This is a genomic window from Pseudomonas sp. 58 R 12 (assembly GCF_900005865.1).
GTDB classification, from domain to species: Bacteria; Pseudomonadota; Gammaproteobacteria; order Pseudomonadales; family Pseudomonadaceae; genus Aquipseudomonas; species Aquipseudomonas tritici.
Map to the genome: position 1 here is coordinate 21,172 of NZ_CVTP01000014.1, position 19,168 is coordinate 40,339.

Annotated in this window: 16 protein-coding genes; 14 read left to right on the forward strand and 2 right to left on the reverse strand. The window is 60.2% G+C overall.

Features of this window, described 5'->3' with window-relative positions; translation table 11 throughout:
* The first annotated feature begins 66 nt into the window (after positions 1 to 66).
* Positions 67 to 384, forward strand: a complete 318-nt coding sequence (locus BFP95_RS07690) for a Rieske (2Fe-2S) protein (protein ID WP_065875688.1) — start codon at positions 67 to 69, stop codon at positions 382 to 384.
* On the opposite strand, the gene sfsA is transcribed toward BFP95_RS07690, so the two are convergent.
* Both sfsA and BFP95_RS07700 read right to left on the reverse strand, forming a co-directional pair.
* Positions 381 to 1,091 (reverse strand): DNA/RNA nuclease SfsA, encoded by a 711-nt coding sequence (gene sfsA, locus BFP95_RS07695; protein ID WP_065891111.1) that lies wholly within the window; start codon positions 1,089 to 1,091, stop codon positions 381 to 383. The two genes, BFP95_RS07690 and sfsA, sit on opposite strands and share 4 nt — an antisense overlap.
* Entirely contained in the window at positions 1,091 to 2,263 is a 1,173-nt protein-coding gene (locus tag BFP95_RS07700; RefSeq protein WP_065909734.1) for a pyridoxal phosphate-dependent aminotransferase, read from the reverse strand. The genes sfsA and BFP95_RS07700 overlap by 1 nt, the downstream gene beginning before the upstream one ends.
* A gap of 319 nt (positions 2,264 to 2,582) precedes the next feature.
* On the opposite strand from BFP95_RS07700, the gene dksA reads away from it, so the two are divergent.
* The 13 genes from dksA (at position 2,583) to BFP95_RS07760 (ending at position 19,133) form a co-directional block, all read left to right on the forward strand.
* Positions 2,583 to 3,026, forward strand: a complete 444-nt coding sequence (dksA, locus tag BFP95_RS07705) for an RNA polymerase-binding protein DksA (protein ID WP_025857127.1) — start codon at positions 2,583 to 2,585, stop codon at positions 3,024 to 3,026.
* A gap of 83 nt (positions 3,027 to 3,109) precedes the next feature.
* Positions 3,110 to 3,997 (forward strand): tRNA glutamyl-Q(34) synthetase GluQRS, encoded by an 888-nt coding sequence (gene gluQRS, locus BFP95_RS07710; RefSeq protein ID WP_065881637.1) that lies wholly within the window; start codon positions 3,110 to 3,112, stop codon positions 3,995 to 3,997.
* Between the two features lie 62 nt (positions 3,998 to 4,059).
* Positions 4,060 to 4,236 (forward strand): hypothetical protein, encoded by a 177-nt coding sequence (locus tag BFP95_RS29405; protein ID WP_003176118.1) that lies wholly within the window; start codon positions 4,060 to 4,062, stop codon positions 4,234 to 4,236.
* Positions 4,220 to 7,174, forward strand: coding sequence for a sensor histidine kinase (locus BFP95_RS07715; protein WP_175402993.1), 2,955 nt, complete (start codon positions 4,220 to 4,222; stop codon positions 7,172 to 7,174). The genes BFP95_RS29405 and BFP95_RS07715 overlap by 17 nt, the downstream gene beginning before the upstream one ends.
* A 22-nt stretch (positions 7,175 to 7,196) precedes the next feature.
* Positions 7,197 to 8,627, forward strand: coding sequence for a sigma-54-dependent transcriptional regulator (locus BFP95_RS07720; RefSeq protein WP_065875683.1), 1,431 nt, complete (start codon positions 7,197 to 7,199; stop codon positions 8,625 to 8,627).
* 707 nt (positions 8,628 to 9,334) lie between these two features.
* Positions 9,335 to 10,738, forward strand: a complete 1,404-nt coding sequence (locus tag BFP95_RS07725; RefSeq protein WP_065875682.1) for a polynucleotide adenylyltransferase PcnB — start codon at positions 9,335 to 9,337, stop codon at positions 10,736 to 10,738.
* Positions 10,739 to 10,740: 2 nt separating this feature from the next.
* Entirely contained in the window at positions 10,741 to 11,226 is a 486-nt protein-coding gene (folK, locus tag BFP95_RS07730; protein ID WP_065875681.1) for a 2-amino-4-hydroxy-6-hydroxymethyldihydropteridine diphosphokinase, read from the forward strand.
* A 365-nt stretch (positions 11,227 to 11,591) separates the two neighbouring features.
* The gene (gene panB, locus BFP95_RS07735; RefSeq protein WP_049711503.1) at positions 11,592 to 12,392 is read left to right on the forward strand and encodes a 3-methyl-2-oxobutanoate hydroxymethyltransferase; all 801 of its coding nucleotides are present in this window, start codon (positions 11,592 to 11,594) and stop codon (positions 12,390 to 12,392) included.
* Positions 12,389 to 13,240: a pantoate--beta-alanine ligase gene (panC, locus tag BFP95_RS07740; RefSeq protein ID WP_065881639.1), complete on the forward strand. Its 852-nt coding sequence runs from the start codon at positions 12,389 to 12,391 to the stop codon at positions 13,238 to 13,240. The genes panB and panC overlap by 4 nt, the downstream gene beginning before the upstream one ends.
* 225 nt (positions 13,241 to 13,465) lie before the next feature.
* Positions 13,466 to 15,130: a glucose-6-phosphate isomerase gene (pgi, locus tag BFP95_RS07745; protein WP_065875678.1), complete on the forward strand. Its 1,665-nt coding sequence runs from the start codon at positions 13,466 to 13,468 to the stop codon at positions 15,128 to 15,130.
* A 105-nt stretch (positions 15,131 to 15,235) separates the two neighbouring features.
* On the forward strand, positions 15,236 to 17,173 hold the full coding sequence (gene acs / locus BFP95_RS07750; RefSeq protein ID WP_065909736.1) for an acetate--CoA ligase: 1,938 nt from the start codon (positions 15,236 to 15,238) through the stop codon (positions 17,171 to 17,173).
* A gap of 16 nt (positions 17,174 to 17,189) precedes the next feature.
* Positions 17,190 to 18,059, forward strand: a complete 870-nt coding sequence (locus BFP95_RS07755; protein ID WP_065875676.1) for an oxygenase MpaB family protein — start codon at positions 17,190 to 17,192, stop codon at positions 18,057 to 18,059.
* Positions 18,060 to 18,116: 57 nt separating this feature from the next.
* Positions 18,117 to 19,133 (forward strand): class I SAM-dependent rRNA methyltransferase, encoded by a 1,017-nt coding sequence (locus tag BFP95_RS07760; RefSeq protein ID WP_065875675.1) that lies wholly within the window; start codon positions 18,117 to 18,119, stop codon positions 19,131 to 19,133.
* The last annotated feature ends 35 nt before the right edge of the window (positions 19,134 to 19,168 follow it).

The window sequence follows — 19,168 nt, forward strand, 5'->3', positions numbered from 1 at the left end:
GCAAACGGGCGAAGCCGGCATTTGATAATTGTTTGCATTTGAACGTCAAGGCACTTAAGGACTGAAATGAAGTTTCTCTGCTCCTCCGACACCCTCGCGCCAGACAGCAGCCTCGGTTTTGACATCGACGGCTGCAAGCTGTTGGCCGTGCGCCGAGACGGCGTGCCCTACTTCTATATCAACCGCTGCCCCCATCGCGGCGTTCCACTGGAATGGCAACCCGATCAGTTTCTCGACTCCAGCGCCAGCCTGATCCAATGCGCCACCCACGGCGCTCTGTTCCTGATCGAAAGCGGCGAGTGCATCGCCGGCCCTTGCGCCGGCCAAAGCCTCACCCCCCTGCCTGGCCGCGAAGACGCCCAGGGCCTTTGGGTGGAACTCTAGTCGAGCAGCACGTCCAACCGTCGGTCTACACAGATTTCTTCTGATGTAACCCGCACGCCATAGGCCAGCACTTCCACCCCCGCCGCCTTGGCTTCACGTAGCGCAGAGGCGTAACCGGCGTCGATCTCCACGGCCGGGCGCACTGCATCAATCCCCGAGAGATTGACGCAATACAACTGCACTGCCCGCACGCCCTCGCGCGCCAGATGGGCCAGTTCGCGCAAATGCTTGGCGCCGCGCTGGGTCACCGCATCGGGAAAAGCGGCAACCGAGGAACCATCAAAGCCCAGGGTCACGCTTTTGACTTCAACGTAGGCCGCGCCGTCGGCATACTCCAGGCGAAAGTCGATACGGCTTTTCTCCTGACCGTAGGGTACTTCGCGCTTCAAGGCGGTGAAGCCATTGAGTTCGGTAATTACCCCTGCACGCAATGCCTCCTCGACCAACTGATTAGCGCGTGCCGTGTTCACGCACGCCAGACGGCCCTGGGGTGTCTCGGCGATTTCCCAGGTGCCGGGCAACTTGCGTTTAGGGTCATTGGAGCGACTGAACCAGACCTGCCCGCCTTCGACCATGCAATTGAGCATCGAGCCGGTGTTAGGGCAGTGAATGGTCAGCAACTCGCCGCTAACGGTTTCGATATCGGTGAGAAAACGCTTGTAGCGGCGAATCAGCCGCGCTTCTTCGAGGGGAGGATTAAAGCGCATCAGCCTTGCCAACTCCGCAAGCCACGTGCGATCCGTTCCACTGCTTCCTGTAGCCGATCGAGGTTTTGCGTGTAGGCAAAGCGCACATGGTGGCCGGCGTGGTAGCGGCCAAAATCCAAGCCTGGCGTAAACGCCACATGCTCGGTTTCGAGGAAGTGGCGACAGAATGCGAAGGCATCACCGCCGAACGCGCTGATATCGGCATACAAATAGAATGCGCCTTCCGGCTCGACGGCAATACCAAATCCCAGCTCGCGTAACGCTGGCAGCAAGAAGTCGCGACGGCGACCAAATTCGGCCCGGCGCTCTTCCAGAATGTTCAGGGTTTGTGGGGTGAAGCAGGCCAGCGCCGCGTGCTGCGCCATGCTTGGCGCACTGATGTAGAGGTTTTGCGCCAGTTTCTCCAATTCACCCACAGCGTCGGGCGGCGCAACCAACCAACCCAGGCGCCAGCCGGTCATGCCGAAATACTTCGAAAAACTATTCAGGACGAAAGCATCATCGTCGACTTCCAGCACGCTGGCTGCGTCCGTGCCGTAGGTCAGGCCATGGTAAATCTCATCCACCACCAGATGGCCGTTGCGCGCTTTGATTGCGCCGGAAAGGCCGGCCAATTCGTCGCGGGTCAGGATCGTGCCGGTCGGGTTGGCTGGCGACGCTACCAGCGCGCCCACACTGTCCTGGTCCCAGTGCTTGGCTACCAAGTCGGCGGTCAACTGATAGCGCAACTCGGGGCCAACCGGCACCAGTTGCGCCGCGCCCTCCACCAATCGCAGGAAGTGGCGATTGCAGGGGTAGCCTGGGTCTGCGAGCAACCAATGCTTGCCCGGGTCCACCAAAAGGCTGCTGGCCAGCAACAAGGCGCCGGAACCACCAGGGGTGATCAAAATGCGCTGGGGGTCAACGTTCAGCCCATAGCGCAGCTGATAGAAACCGCTGATGGCTTCGCGCAGTTCCGGCAGGCCGCGTGCCGCGGTGTAGCGGGTCTTGCCATTGGCCAATGCTGCCTGGCCGGCCTGGATGATCGGCTCGGCGGTGGTGAAGTCCGGCTCGCCGATTTCCAAGTGAATCACGTCATGCCCGGCGGCTTGCAGCTCATTGGCCCGCGCCAGCAATGCCATGACATGAAAAGGTTCGATGGCGCGACTGCGCGCACTGTAGGGCTGAGCCATTAGCCTTCCTTAACGGTAGGGACAAAATCTGGATTCTACCGAACCCACGCCGTAAAACATGTTCTATTGCCTGCCCGGCGGCCTGTACGGATCGGGCAAGCGCCTGCAAAACGACTAAAATCAACATTCGAGGCAACCCATGCCCAGCAATGGCGGGCTGATGTAGTTTGCAACCCCTTTGCCATGGGCCTCGACAACCGGGAGTGGCGCACCCCGAATCTATCTGGTAAGTTCGCCCGCTTGCAGCCGCAGGGCCGGCAGGTGTCGGTGACGTTGCAATCCTGCGCAATGGATTAGAAGAGTGAGAGGCGGTCTATTCATGTCCACCCAAGCAAAGCAACAGCAGACTCAAGGCCTCAACGGCTTCGAACCTTACGTAGAGAAGAAAGGTGAGGAGTACATGGGCGAGCCCATGCGCGAGCACTTCACCAAAATCCTGAACAAGTGGAAACAGGACTTGATGCAGGAGGTCGACCGCACCGTTGACCATATGAAGGACGAAGCAGCCAACTTCCCTGATCCGGCCGACCGTGCGAGCCAGGAAGAAGAATTCGCCCTTGAACTGCGCGCCCGTGATCGCGAGCGCAAATTGATCAAGAAGATCGACAAGACGCTGCAGCTGATCAAGGACGAAGAATACGGCTGGTGCGAATCCTGCGGTGTCGAGATCGGTATCCGTCGCCTGGAAGCCCGCCCAACCGCGGACCTCTGCGTAGACTGCAAGACCTTGGCCGAAATCAAGGAAAAACAGGTCGGCAAGTAATCCCGCCGAGCTGAACGAATGGGGCGTGCAAACGCCCCATTTTTGTTTCTGGCGTTTACCGAATTTCCAGTAGTATCCGGCCCATGACAGCCTCTACTTATATCGGGCGTTTCGCCCCCACGCCCAGTGGCCATTTGCATTTCGGCTCGCTGGTCGCTGCTCTCGCCTCCTACCTTGATGCCCGCGCCAATAACGGCCGCTGGTTGATGCGTATGGAAGACCTCGACCCTCCCCGTGAAGAGCCCGGCGCCCAAGCCGCGATCCTGCACGCCCTGGAAAGCTACGGCTTTGAATGGGACGGTGAACAGGTCCGGCAAAGCGAGCGGCACGAAGCCTACGCCAAAGTGCTGAACGACATGTTCAACCACGGCCTGGCCTACGCCTGCACCTGCTCACGCAAACAACTGGAACCCTACAACGGGATCTACCCAGGCCTGTGTCGCAATGCCGGCCACGATCAGCAGGACGCCGCCATCCGCTTGCGTGTCCCTGAGCTTGCGTACCACTTTACCGACCGCGTTCAGGGCGAATTCCGACAGCACCTGGGACGCGATGTAGGCGATTTCGTCATCCGTCGCCGAGATGGCCTTTATGCCTATCAACTGGCTGTAGTGCTCGACGATGCATGGCAAGGTGTTACCGACATCGTGCGCGGCGCTGACCTGCTCGACTCCACGCCACGCCAACTCTACTTGCAAGAGTTGCTCGGCCTGCGCCAACCGCGCTACCTGCACGTGCCGCTGATCATCCAGCCGGACGGTAACAAGCTGGGCAAATCCTATCGTTCCCCACCGTTGACGCCCGACCAGGCCACGCCTTTGCTACTGAGAGCCCTGCGCGCCCTCGGCCAGCAACCCGGCGCCGAACTGCTGCACGCCAGCCCACGGGAACTGCTGGATTGGGGCATTTCACACTGGGATGCGACAAAGATCCCGCGCACACTCACGCTGGCCGAAGCGCAATTGAGCTGAAGGCGCTTGCAGCTTGCCAAGCATCCGTTACCATCGCCGCAGTTTTTCAATCAGAGGCCAACATGTACATCTATCGATTGGTCCTGCTGCTGGTCGTCGGGATCTACCTGTTTTCTCCCGCCATCATGGATTGGTGGATCGACGCCACGGGCGCCTGGTATCGCCCTTATTTGCTGTGGCTGATCCTGATCGTCGTGACTTTCATCCTGCAGAGCCAAAAAGATGCCGATGAGCTTTAGCCTCACCCAGATGCTGCTGATCAGCGCCGCCTATCTGGCCGCGTTGTTCGGCGTCGCCTGGATCAGTGAGCGCGGAATGATTCCGCGGGCGATCATTCGCCATCCATTGACCTACACCTTGTCCCTGGGCGTGTATGCCAGTGCCTGGGCGTTTTACGGCACCGTCGGCCTGGCTTATCAATACGGTTATGGCTTTCTTTCCAGCTATCTCGGGGTGTCCGGCGCGTTTCTGCTGGCGCCGGTGTTGCTGTACCCGATCCTGAAGATCACCCGCACTTATCAGTTGTCATCCCTGGCCGACCTGTTCGCCTTCCGCTTTCGCAGCACCTGGGCCGGCGCGCTGACCACCATCTTCATGTTGATCGGTGTATTGCCGTTGCTGGCCCTGCAAATCCAGGCCGTGGCCGACTCCATCAGCATCCTCACCCGCGAGCCTGTGCAACATAGAGTCGCCCTGGCGTTCTGCGCGCTGATCAGCCTGTTCACGATTTTCTTCGGCTCGCGCCATATTGCCACCCGTGAGAAACACGAAGGCCTTGTGTTTGCGATTGCCTTCGAGTCGGTGATCAAGCTGATCGCCATTGGCGGCGTAGGCCTCTATGCGCTGTACGGTGTGTTCGACGGCCCGCAACAGTTGGAGTTGTGGCTGCTGCAAAACCAGACCGCCCTCGCCGCCCTGCACACGCCCCTGCAGGAAGGCCCATGGCGCACGCTGCTGCTGGTGTTCTTCGCCTCGGCGATCGTGATGCCGCACATGTACCACATGACCTTCACCGAAAACCTCAACCCGCGCTCGCTGGTCAGCGCCAGCTGGGGTTTGCCGCTGTTCCTGCTGTTGATGAGCCTGGCAGTGCCGCTGATCCTGTGGGCGGGTCTGAAACTGGGGGCAACCACCAACCCGGAATACTTCACCCTCGGCATCGGCATTGCCGCCAACAGCCCGGCCCTGGCACTGCTGGCTTATGTCGGCGGTTTGTCAGCGGCCAGCGGGTTGATCATCGTCACGACCCTGGCGCTTTCGGGCATGGCACTCAACCATTTGGTATTGCCGCTTTACCAGCCGCCGGCCGAAGGCAACATCTACCGCTGGCTGAAATGGACGCGCCGCGCGCTGATTGTTGCGATCATCATGGCAGGATACGGTTTCTACCTGCTGCTGGGCGCCGGGCAAGACCTGGCCAACCTGGGTATCGTTGCATTTGTCGCCACCTTGCAGTTCCTGCCGGGTGTGCTGTCAGTACTGTACTGGCCGACCGCCAATCGCCGTGGGTTTATCGCCGGCTTGCTGGCGGGGATCCTGGTGTGGGTCGTGACCATGCTGCTACCGCTGGTCGGCAACCTGCAGGGCTTCTACATCCCGCTGCTGAACATGATTTACGTGCTGGATGACACCAGTTGGCACATGGCGGCGATTGCGTCCTTGGCCGCCAACGTCTTGATGTTCACCCTGATCTCGCTGTTCACCAACGCCAGCCCGGAAGAAACCAGCGCCGCCGAAGCCTGTGCGGTGGATAACGTGCGTCGCCCGCAACGGCGTGAATTGCATGCGGCCTCGCCCCAAGAGTTCGCCACGCAACTGGCCAAGCCATTGGGCGCCAAGGCGGCGCAAAAAGAAGTCGAACAGGCGCTGCGCGATCTCTACCTGCCGTTCGACGAACGCCGCCCCTACGCGCTGCGTCGTTTACGTGATCGTATCGAAGCCAACCTGTCGGGGCTGATGGGGCCGAGCGTGGCTCAGGACATGGTAGAAACCTTCCTGCCCTATAAGGCTGGCGGCGAAAACTATGTCACCGAAGACATCCATTTCATCGAGAGCCGACTGGAGGATTACCACTCCCGCCTCACCGGTCTCGCCGCCGAACTCGACGCCCTGCGCCGCTACCACCGCCAGACCCTGCAGGAACTGCCGATGGGCGTGTGTTCCCTGGCCAAGGATCAAGAGATCCTGATGTGGAACAAGGCCATGGAAGAGCTCACGGGCATCCCTGCACAACGCGTCGTCGGTTCACGCCTCAATACCCTGGGCGAGCCCTGGAAAGAACTGCTGCAAGGCTTCATCAATCTGCCCGACGAACACTTGCACAAGCAGCACTTGGCCCTCGACGGCCAGACACGCTGGCTCAACCTGCACAAGGCCGCCATCGACGAACCCCTCGCCCCCGGTAACAGCGGCCTGGTGTTGCTGGTGGAAGACCTGACCGAAACCCAGATGCTCGAAGACAAGCTGGTGCACTCCGAGCGCCTGGCCAGTATTGGTCGACTGGCAGCGGGGGTGGCCCATGAAATCGGTAATCCGATCACCGGTATCGCGTGCCTGGCGCAGAACCTGCGGGAAGAGCGCGAAGAAGACGGCGAAATTACCGAGATCAGCGGGCAAATCCTCGAACAGACCAAGCGCGTCTCGCGGATCGTGCAGTCGCTGATGAGCTTCGCCCACGCGGGCGGCCATCAGAACCAGGACGAAGCCGTGTGCCTGGCCGAGGTGGCGCAGGATGCCATAGGCTTGCTCGCCTTGAACCGGCGTAATTTCGAAGTACAGTTTTTCAACTTGTGCGACCCGGACCACTGGGTAGACGGCGACTCACAACGCCTAGCCCAAGTGCTGATCAACCTGCTGTCCAACGCCCGCGATGCGACCCCAGCCGGCAGCGCGGTACGCGTCAAGACCGAGGCTTTCGAACATACGGTCGATCTGATCGTCGAAGATGAAGGTAGCGGTATTCCACAGAACATCATGGACCGATTGTTCGAACCCTTCTTCACCACCAAGGACCCAGGTGAAGGTACCGGTCTGGGCCTTGCACTGGTCTATTCCATCGTTGAAGAGCATTATGGACAAATCACCATCGACAGCCCGGCTGACACAGAAAGCCAACGCGGCACCCGTATTCGGGTGACCTTGCCGCGTCATGTCGAAGCGACGTCCGCTGTGAACTGAGACCGTCGAGAGAATTGAATCAATGCCGCACATTTTGATCGTCGAAGACGAAACCATTATCCGCTCTGCCTTGCGTCGCCTGCTTGAACGAAATCAGTACCAGGTCAGCGAAGCCGGCTCGGTGCAGGAAGCCCAGGAGCGATTCAGCATTCCCACGTTCGACCTGATTGTCAGTGACCTGCGCCTGCCTGGCGCACCTGGCACCGAGTTGATCAAGCTCGGCCAAGGCACCCCGGTGCTGATCATGACCAGCTACGCCAGCCTGCGTTCGGCGGTGGACTCCATGAAGATGGGCGCGGTGGACTACATCGCCAAGCCGTTCGACCATGACGAAATGCTTCAGGCGGTGGCGCGTATCTTGCGCGACCGTCAGTCGGTCAGCAGCGCGCCTGCCGAACAGCGTCCCGCCGGCAAAGCTGCCGACAAGCCAGGGGTTGATAACAGCAATGGCGAAATCGGCATCATCGGTTCGTGCCCGCCCATGCAGGATCTGTACAGCAAGATCCGCAAAGTCGCGCCGACTGACTCCAATGTATTGATCCAAGGCGAATCAGGCACCGGTAAAGAACTGGTGGCCCGCGCCCTGCACAATCTGTCCAAGCGTGCCAAGGCGCCGATGATTTCGGTGAACTGCGCGGCGATCCCCGAATCCCTGATCGAGTCCGAACTGTTCGGTCACGAGAAAGGCGCGTTCACCGGCGCCAGCGCCGGGCGTGCGGGCCTGGTGGAAGCGGCGGACGGTGGCACCTTGTTCCTCGATGAAATCGGCGAACTGCCATTGGAAGCCCAGGCGCGTTTGCTGCGCGTGCTACAGGAAGGTGAGATTCGCCGTGTTGGTTCGGTGCAATCGCAAAAGGTCGACGTGCGCCTGATTGCGGCCACCCACCGTGACCTGAAAAGCCTGGCCAAGATCGGCCAGTTCCGTGAAGACCTGTATTACCGCCTGCACGTGATCGCCCTCAAGCTGCCGGCCCTGCGTGAACGCGGCGCCGACGTCAACGAGATCGCCAGCGCGTTCCTGCTGCGCCAGAGCGCACGCATCAACCGTACCGACCTGAAGTTTGCGCCGGATGCCGAGCAGGCGATTCGGCATTACTCGTGGCCGGGTAACGTGCGGGAACTGGAAAATGCGGTCGAGCGCGCGGTTATTCTGTCGGAAAGCCCGGAAATTTCCGCTGAGCTGCTGGGCATCGATATCGAGCTGAGCGACTTGGAAGACGACGATTTCATCGGCCTGGCCCCGCAACAGGGCGGCGGTAGCAATACCAGCCATGAGCCGACGGAAGATTTGTCACTGGAAGATTACTTCCAGCATTTTGTCCTCGAGCATCAGGACCATATGACCGAGACCGAGCTGGCACGCAAACTGGGCGTGAGCCGCAAGTGCCTGTGGGAACGCCGCCAGCGCCTGGGCATTCCACGGCGCAAGACCGGTGTGGCCAGCGAGAGTTGAGGGTGCGCCCCACAGGTAACACCCTCAGATGTGAAAAAACTGTTACCGCGGATATTTCCCGTAACAAAAGCCGGGGCTTACGGTAACGAAGCCCCGGCTTTTTTTGGTCCGTCAAAAGCCCGAAACCACCTCAACCCCCCGGTTTTGCTAGGCGGCGCAAAAGTTGGCACGCACCCTGCTATATGCTTAGTACAAAAACAATAACAAGCTTAGTACAAGACAATAAAAATAAGACGAATCGACTCACGCATAACAAAAACAACACGGCGGAGGCGCAGCTAACTGATTCTTTTGGAGAGGCGTTGCATTTGGGGCTTGCCCCGCAACCAGGCCGAGAACAACAAAAACTGCCCTAAGGCAGAGCCTGAACTGGTTGGATCGTAGATCAGCAACACAGCGACCAAAGCAATCCGTTTGCTCTTGACTCCCGATTGGGAGTGTCATGAAGGTGAAGCTTCATGGCGAGGGCGATCAACAAAAACAAGAAGCCCGCAACCAATAATAAAAATAGAGCACGCAACTACTTCTGGGGGAGCTTCGGCTCCCCTTGTAGTTTCTGCGAATTGGCCTTCCAGCAACCTCTTGAAGCTTTTGGCTTGGGGCTTGCAGCTTGTTCCTACACCATCCCCTGACTAAATGCTAGAATCCCGGCCCATCATGCGGTCATTCTTCGTTATGGCCGAACATTCCTTCAAACAGTGCATCCCATGCTGAAGAAGTTGTTCCAGTCATTCCGTTCTCCCTTGCGTCGTACGCAACACATTCGCAGCACGCCTGAAGTGCTTAACAGCAATCAGCATTCATTGCAGCGCGCTCAATTCAGCCGTTATGCAGTGAACATCGTCGAACGTTTGCAGAACGCCGGCTACCAGGCTTATCTGGTGGGTGGCTGCGTACGTGACATGCTGCTCAATATCACGCCGAAAGACTTCGACGTCGCCACCAGCGCCACGCCTGAGCAAGTGCGTGCCGAATTCCGCAACGCGCGGATCATCGGCCGGCGCTTCAAGCTGGTGCATATCCACTTCGGTCGCGAAATCATCGAAGTGGCGACGTTCCGTGCAGGCCACCCGCAAAACGATGAAGAGGAAGACACCAATCAATCTTCCCGCAACGAAAGCGGGCGCATCTTGCGCGACAACGTCTATGGCACCCTGGAAGAAGACGCGCAGCGCCGCGACTTCACCATCAACGCCTTGTATTACGACCCGGTCAGCGAGCGCATCCTCGATTACGCCAATGGCGTACACGATATTCGCAATAACCTGATCCGCCTGATCGGCGACCCGGTGCAACGCTACCAGGAAGACCCGGTGCGCATGCTGCGGGCCGTGCGTTTCGCCGCCAAGCTGAACTTCGGCATCGAGAAACACACCGCCGCGCCGATTCGCGAACTGGCACCGATGCTGCGGGAGATTCCCTCGGCACGCCTGTTCGAGGAAGTGCTCAAGCTGTTCCTCTCGGGCTACGCCGCCGACACCTTTGAAATGCTGGTGGACCTGCAGTTGTTCGACCCATTGTTCCCGGCCAGCGCCGAGGCTTTGGAACACAACCCGACGTACACCCACACCTTGATCAGCGAAGCGCTGATCAACACCGACCTGCGTATCAAACAGAACAAGCCGGTCACACCGGCGTTCCTGTTTGCCGCCTTGCTGTGGCCAGCCCTGCCAAAACGCGTACTGCGCCTGCAGGACCGTGGCATGCCGCCGATTCCAGCCATGCAGGAAGCCGCGCATGAGTTGATCGTCGAGCAGTGCCAACGCATCGCCATCCCCAAACGCTTCACCCTGCCGATCCGCGAGATCTGGGACATGCAGGAGCGCCTGCCACGTCGCAGCGGCAAACGCGCCGATCTGTTGCTGGATAACCCGCGCTTCCGCGCCGGCTACGACTTCCTGCTGCTGCGCGAAAGCGCCGGCGAGCAGACCGACGGCCTGGGCGAATGGTGGACCGACTACCAGGACGCCAATGACAGCGAGCGCCGCGACATGATTCGTGACCTCGGCAGCAAAGGCGATGGCGAAGGCGCTGGCCCTAAGAAGCGTCGCCGCAGCAGTACCAAACGCAAGCGCAGTTCGGCTGACGCCTCGGGCGCTGCGGGCGAATAAACGTGGAACGTATCTACATCGGCATGGGCAGCAATCTGGCTGCCCCGGATCAGCAATTGCGCAGCGCTATCGAAGCGCTGGCACAATTGCCAGGCACCACCGTTGCTGGCGTCTCCGCCTTTTATCAAAGTGACTCCCTGCTCCCAGGCCAACCGCGCTACACCAATGCCGTTGCTGCCTTGGACAGCAGCCTTGCGCCCCTCGAACTGCTGGATGCGCTGCAAGCCATCGAGAACGATCAAGGCCGCGAACGCCGTGAGCGTTGGGGCCCGCGCACGCTCGACCTGGACATCCTGCTGTTTGGCGATCGCCTGATCGACGAGCCGCGCCTCAAGGTGCCGCACTATCAAATGCACCTGCGGGCGTTTGTGCTGTATCCACTGGCCGAACTCGCGCCCGCCGAATTGCAGTTACCCAACGGCCAGACGCTCAGCGACTTGCTGGCAGCCTGCCCGTTTGTCGGCCTGGAACGCCTGCCCCAAGACTGACGCGGTCAATGTGGGAGCTGGCTTGCCTGCGATAGCATCACCTCGGTTTCACTGAAAGAACGAGGCGTCTACATCGCAGGCAAGCCAGCTCCCACATTTTGATCTCATGTAGCTTGAAAACGTCTCTCCACTTGCTGAATCGCGTCAGTAACAGCGGTAACACAGCCATCGTAACAATGCGGTAACACATCCAATTGACTTCCCGTGCCCTCCTCACGACTATAGGCGTCCCGCTGCCGCCAACCCGGCGCTAAAGGGCGCAATCCAGGCCTTATAAGCACTGCTCTCAAGACAGTGCGCCTGAATAAACGAAGACTCACGCGCGTTACTCGCTGTTTCCAAGCGCCTGAACGAGGACCCTTTTCATGCCAGACATTACCCTGACCACCTTGCAGAGCCTCAAGCTCAAGGGTGAAAAAATCACCATGCTGACCTGCTATGACGCCACATTCGCCCACGCCAGCTGCCAGGCCGGGGTTGAAGTGTTGCTGGTGGGCGACTCCCTGGGCATGGTTCTTCAAGGGAATGACAGCACCCTGCCCGTCACCACCGATGAATTGGCGTACCACACGGCCAGCGTCAAGCGCGGCAACGACGGCGCGTTTATCATCGCCGACCTGCCGTTCATGGGTTACGCGACGCTCGAACAGACTTTCCAGAATGCCGGCAAGTTGATGCAAGCCGGTGCGCACATGATCAAAGTTGAAGGTGCGGTGTGGCTTGCCGAATCGATCCGCCTACTGGCAGAGCGTGGTGTGCCGGTGTGCGCACACATGGGCCTGACCCCACAGTCGGTGAACCTCCTCGGCGGTTACAAGGTACAGGGCCGCAATGAGGCGCAGGCACGGCAGATGCGTGCCGATGCAATCGCCCTGGAACAAGCAGGCGCGGCAATGATCCTGCTCGAGTGCGTGCCGAGCGAACTGGCCGCCGAAATCACCCAGGCCGTCAAAGTGCCAGTCATCGGTATCGGCGCGGGCTCCGCAACCGATGGCCAGGTGCTGGTGTTACACGACATGCTCGGCCTGTCGATCACCGGCCGCGTGCCGAAATTCGTTAAGAATTTCATGATTGGCCAGGCCAGTATCCACGACGCGTTGAGCGCCTATGTTGCTGAAGTCAAAGGCGTGACGTTCCCTGGCGCCGAACACGGATTCTCTGCATGAACACCGTAAAAACCGTACGCGAATTGCGTGCTGCCGTGACTCACGCACGCAGCGCCGGCAAGCGCATAGGCTTCGTGCCGACCATGGGCAACTTGCACAGCGGTCACGCCACCCTGGTGACCAAGGCAGCCCAGCAGGCGGACTTCGTGGTCGCCAGCATCTTCGTCAACCCGCTGCAATTCGGCGCCGGTGAAGACCTGGACAAATACCCGCGCACCTTGGCTGCCGACCAGGAAAAGCTGCTGCAAGCTGGCTGCAATCTATTGTTCGCACCTACCGTCGAAGAAATGTACCCCGGCGGCATGACCGGCCAAACTCGCGTCAGCGTGCCGCAACTGTCCGAAGGCCTGTGCGGCGCCAGCCGCCCGGGGCATTTCGAAGGTGTAGCGACGGTGGTCAGCAAACTGTTCAACATGGTCCAGCCGGATATGGCCGTATTTGGCCAGAAGGATTACCAGCAACTCGCCGTAATCCGCGCCATGGTCCATGACCTGAACATGCCGATCCAGATCGTCGGCGAACCCACCGTGCGCGCCGACGACGGCCTTGCGCTGTCGTCACGCAATGGCTACCTCACCGACGAGCAACGCGCTATTGCGCCGGTGCTGTATCGCTGCCTCAGCCAGATCGCTGCTGCGATCAAAGCCGGTGACCACGACTTCGCGACGTTGCGCGCCGAACAGGTCCAGCACATCGAAACCGCCGGGTTGCGCCTGGACTACCTCGAAGTACGCCAAGGTGTGCATCTGCGCCCGGCCACTGCCGAGGATCGGGATATCGTCATTCTGGTGGCCGCCTACCTGGGCGCCACTCGCCTCATCGACAACCTGCATCTGACCCTCGACTGACCCCTTGCAGTTGCCCTTCTCCCTGCGTCAATAAAAAGTGCCGGTGCAAAAAAGTACCGGCATAAGCGCAGACAAAGCCAAGACATATCGACACGCTAGGTTTAATGTAATCGACCTGCGCTATGGTTAGCGCTGTCCCGAACCCATTCCTTGATGAAAGACTGGACGTTCCGGGCTCAGAAGTGTCCTAAAGGCAGTCCCCGTAATAAAAGGAAACCCGCAGCGATGGCGTACTACCGCACTCCTCATGACGTTACCGCTCTGCCCGCCTGGCAAGCGCTCAATCAACACCGCCAAGCCATGCAGGATTTCAGCATGCGCGAAGCGTTCAATGCCGATCCTCAGCGTTTTTCCCAGTTCACCTTGAGCAGCTGCGGACTTTTCCTCGATTACTCGAAAAACCTGATCACCAGCGAAACCCGCGACCTGCTGGTGTCCCTGGCGAAGGAAGTGAATCTCAAAGGCGCGATCGATGCGCTGTACGCGGGCGAGCCAGTCAATTCCTCCGAAGGCCGCCCTGCCCTGCACACCGCCCTGCGCCGCCCAGTGGGTGACAAGCTGTCGGTCAACGGCGTGAACATCATGCCGGACGTGCACAAGGTGCTGAACCAGATCACTGACCTGGTCGGCCGCATCCACGACGGTTTGTGGCGTGGCTACACCGAGAAGCCGATCACCGACGTCGTGAACATCGGTATCGGTGGCTCGTTCCTCGGCCCGGAGCTGGTTTCCGAGGCGCTGTTGTCTTATGCCCATAAAGGCGTGCGCTGCCATTACCTGGCAAACATCGACGGCAGCGAGTTCCATGAGCTGACCATGAAGCTGCGCGCCGAGACCACCCTGTTTATCGTCTCGTCGAAATCCTTCAACACCCTGGAAACCCTGAAAAACGCCCAGGCCGCCCGCGCCTGGTACCTGGCCCAGGGTGGCTCGGAAGCCGAGCTGTATCGCCACTTCATCGCCGTGTCGAGCAACAATGCGGCTGCCGTGGCTTTCGGCATCCGCGAAGAAAATATCTTCCCGATGTGGGACTGGGTCGGCGGCCGTTACTCGCTGTGGTCGGCCATCGGTTTGCCCATTGCCCTGGCCATCGGCATGTCCAACTTCAAGGAACTGCTGTCCGGTGCCTACACCATGGACCAGCATTTCCAGAACGCGCCATTCGAAGCCAACATGCCGGTGCTGCTGGGCTTGCTGGGCGTGTGGTACGGCAACTTCTGGGGTGCGCAGAGCCATGCGATCCTGCCGTACGACCACTACCTGCGTAACATCACCAAGCACTTGCAACAGTTGGACATGGAATCCAACGGCAAGAGCGTGCGCCAGGACGGCACCCCCGTGTCTACCGATACCGGCCCGGTGATCTGGGGCGGCGTGGGCTGCAACGGTCAGCATGCTTACCACCAGTTGCTGCACCAAGGGACCCAACTGATCCCGGCCGACTTCATCGTGCCGATCGTCAGCTTCAACCCGGTGTCCGACCACCATCAGTGGTTGTATGCCAACTGCTTGTCCCAGAGCCAGGCGCTGATGCTCGGCAAGACCCGCAGCGAAGCCGAAGCCGAGTTGCGCGACAAGGGCATCTCGGAAGAAGAAGTGCAGAAGCTTGCCCCGCACAAGGTGATCCCGGGCAACCGTCCGAGCAACACCCTTGTGGTCGAGCGTATCAGCCCGCGCCGCTTGGGCGCGCTGGTTGCCATGTATGAGCACAAAGTGTTCGTGCAGAGCGTGATCTGGGGTATCAACGCCTTCGACCAATGGGGTGTGGAACTTGGCAAAGAGCTGGGCAAGGGCGTCTACAACCGCCTGACCGGTGCCGAGGAAACCCTGGCTGACGATGCGTCGACCCAGGGCCTGATCAACTACTTCCGTGGTCGTCACCGCGGCTGATTCAGGTATTGCAGGGCCAACGTCCGTTTGGAGGTTGGCCTTGAACCCTCCTCCTGCTGGGTGCATCTTTATGACTTGTTGCTAAAACAAGAATAAGGATCGCTCATGTTCGATATCAGCACGTTCCCCACCGCCGATGCCGTCCGCCGGGCTGCGCAACTCAGTCAAGAGGACTATCAGCGCCTCTATCGCCAATCCATCGATCAACCGGACACGTTCTGGGCTGAACAGGCCAAAGGCTTTCTCGACTGGATAACCCCTTGGCACACCGTTCAACGCTCAGACATCAAGACCGGTGCTGCGCAATGGTTTGCCGGCGGCCAGTTGAACGTCAGCTACAACTGCATCGACCGTCACCTGGCGCAACGCGCCGATCAGCCGGCCTTCATCTGGGAAGGCGATGATCCGACAAAATCTTCCAAAATCACGTACCGCCAACTGCACCAGAACGTCAGCCGCCTGGCCAATGTGCTGAGAAGCCGCGGCGTGAAGAAAGGCGACCGGGTGTGCATCTACATGCCGATGATCCCGGAAGCAGCCTACGCCATGCTCGCCTGCACGCGGATTGGCGCGGTGCATTCCGTGGTGTTTGGTGGTTTCTCGCCGGACGCCCTGCGCGACCGTATTCTCGACGCAGACTGCCGCACCGTGATCACCGCTGACGAAGGCGTGCGCGGCGGTAAGCCAGTGGCGCTAAAACAGAATGTCGACAAAGCCCTGGCCAACTGCCCGAACGTCAGTACGGTGCTGGTGGTGGAACGCACGGGTGCGACCGTTAACTGGACCGAAGGCCGCGACCTCAAGTATCAACAGGCTCTGGATGCCGCAAGCGGCGACTGCCCGCCCGAGCCGATGGACGCCGAAGACCCGCTGTTCATCCTTTACACCTCCGGCAGCACCGGTAAACCCAAGGGCGTTCTGCACACCACGGGCGGTTACCTGCTGCAAGCGGCGATGACCTTCAAATACGTGCTCGACTACCGCGATGGCGAGGTGTTCTGGTGCACCGCCGATGTGGGCTGGGTCACCGGCCACAGTTACATCGTGTACGGCCCGCTGGCCAATGGCGCGACCTCGCTGATGTTCGAAGGCGTGCCAAGCTACCCGGATAGCTCGCGTTTCTGGCAGGTGATCGACAAGCACAAGGTCAACATCTTCTACACCGCGCCCACTGCCTTGCGCGCGTTGATGCGCGAAGGCCACGGCCCGCTGGAAAACACGTCCCGCGCCAGCCTGCGCTTACTGGGCAGCGTCGGCGAACCGATCAACCCGGAAGCCTGGGACTGGTACTTCAACGCGGTGGGCGAACAGCGCTGCCCGATTGTGGATACCTGGTGGCAGACCGAAACCGGCGGCATCATGCTCAGCCCCTTGGTCAGCGCCCAGCGGATCAAACCCGGTTGTGCGACCCAGCCGATGTTCGGTGTACAACCCGTATTGCTTGACGAGCACGGCAAGGAATTCAGCGGCGCCGGCAGCGGTGTGCTGGCGATCAAAGCCAGCTGGCCCGGGCAGATCCGCAGTGTTTACGGCGATCCGCAGCGCATGATCGACACCTATTTCAAACCCTACCCCGGTTATTACTTCACCGGCGACGGCGCGCGGCGCGATGAAGACGGCGATTACTGGATCACCGGGCGTATCGATGACGTGATCAACGTGTCTGGCCACCGCATCGGCACCGCCGAGGTGGAGAGCGCGCTGGTCCTGCATGACCTGGTGGCCGAAGCCGCCGTGGTGGGTTACCCCCACGACGTCAAAGGCCAGGGCATTTATGCGTTTGTCACGCCCATGAACGGCGTGGAACCCGACGATGCGCTGAAAAAGCACCTGCTGGATTTGGTCAGCAAGGAAATCGGCAGCTTTGCCAAGCCCGAACTGATCCAATGGGCACCGGCCTTGCCGAAAACCCGTTCCGGCAAGATCATGCGCAGGATTTTGCGCAAGATCGCCTGCAACGAACTCGACAGCCTCGGTGATACCTCGACCCTGGCCGACCCGAGCGTCGTAGAGGGTTTGATCGACAAACGCCTGAACCGATAGGAAGCCCCGAGTCGCCATGGAATTTATCCGCAGCCGTATCGAAAACCAGCTGATGAGCCTGACCGGCTTGTCGCTGGGCCAGTTGGACCTGGAAAACCCCAAGGGCGACCCCGGTCTGTTCGGGCCCGACTCGGTGAGTTGGCACGTACATGGCGATTTCAGCAGCATGCTTATCGGCGGCATCAGTGCCTTGATGCTGCAAGCTTTGCACCCACTGGCCCTGGCGGGCGTGTGGGACCATTCTAATTTTCGCCAGGACATGCTCGGGCGGTTGCGGCGTACCTCGCAGTTCATCTCGGGCACCACCTTTGGCTCGCGAAAAGATGCCGAATGGCTGATCGAGAAAGTCCGCACCATTCACCTGCAGGTGGTCGGCCATGCGCCGGACGGGCGACCTTATGCGGCCAGCGACCCGGAGCTGCTGACTTGGGTGCATGTCGCGGAGGTCAGTAACTTCTTGGCCGCCCACCTTCGCTACCGCAACCCGCACCTTTCAGGTCGAGACCAGGACCGTTACTACAGTGAAATTGCCTTGGTGGCCGAGCGTCTGGGCGCGCAGGATGTTCCGCATTCCCGGCAGGAAGTGTCGGATTATCTGGCACGCATCCGTCCGCAGTTGCTGTGCGATGACCGCAGCCGGGAAGTGTTGCGCCTGCTGCTGAATGCGCCCTCCCCCAGTACGCTTGCCAAGCCCTTTGGCGCCTTGATGATGCGGGCCGGGATCGACCTGCTGCCAGACTGGGCCAGCGCCATGCTCGGTCAGCACCAGAGTCCGCTGCAACGCCAGATGATCCGTGCCGGGGTCAAACGCAGTGCGCCGATGCTGCGTTGGGCGATGCGCAATGGTTCGGTGCAACGGGCCCATCGGCGGATGGGGTTGATGTAGGCGACGGCGCATAACTGTTAAACTTCGCGCCCTCATTTCCCCAGCAAGGCGCGCTCCATGTCTTCCTTGAATCAGGCGCTGCGCGCCGCCCTCGATCATCGCCAAGACCTGATCAGCGAACTGCACGCCCAAGACACCGACTGCTACCGGCTGTTCCACGGCAGCCAGGAAGGCGCCGGCGGCCTGACCATCGACCGCTACGGGCCTCAGCTGCTGGTGCAGAGCTTTCACCAATCCCTGGAAACGGCAGACCTGCTGGACCTGCATCAACAGATCAACCAGTACTTGGGCCTGGAATTGCTACTGGTCTACAACGACCGCTCCCGTGGCAATTCGCGCATTGACCGCGAAGACACGGTGTATCGTGCCGAACCTGCTGCACTGGAAGACCTGGTGGGTCACGAGTGGGGGCTCAATTACCGCGTACGCGGGCGGCATGCCGGGCAGGATCCGCTGCTGTTCCTCGACCTGCGCAACACCCGTGGCTGGGTCAAGGAACACAGCGCCGGTAAAAGCGTGCTGAACCTGTTCGCCTACACCTGCGGCGTCGGCCTGAGCGCGGCCGCCGGTGGTGCCCGCGAGGTGTGTAACCTGGACTTCGCCGAGGGCAACCTCGCAGTCGGGCGCGAAAATGGCCTGCTGAACCCACAATTGCCGACCATGCAATTCGTGCAATCCGACTACTTCCCGGCGATCCGCCAACTGGCGGGCCTGCCGATCACCCAGCGTCGCGGGCAGAAACTGCCGAGCTATCCGCGCCTGGAGCAACGTCAATACGACTTGGTATTGCTGGACCCTCCCGCCTGGGCCAAGAGCGCGTTCGGCACCGTCGACCTGCTGCGCGACTATCAAAGCCTGCTCAAACCCGCGTTGCTTGCCACCGCTGACAACGGCGTGCTGATCTGCTGCAACAACCTGGCAAAGGTCAGCATGGAGGATTGGCGCGAACAGGTGCTGCGTTGTGCGGAAAAGGCCGGGCGCCCGGTGCGTGACTGGACAATCATGACGCCCGGTGCGGACTTTCCCTCACAGGATCAACAGCCACCGCTGAAAACCCTGATACTCCAACTGTAAGACGTTTCCCAAAGGCCCTGCGCTTCGGAACCGAA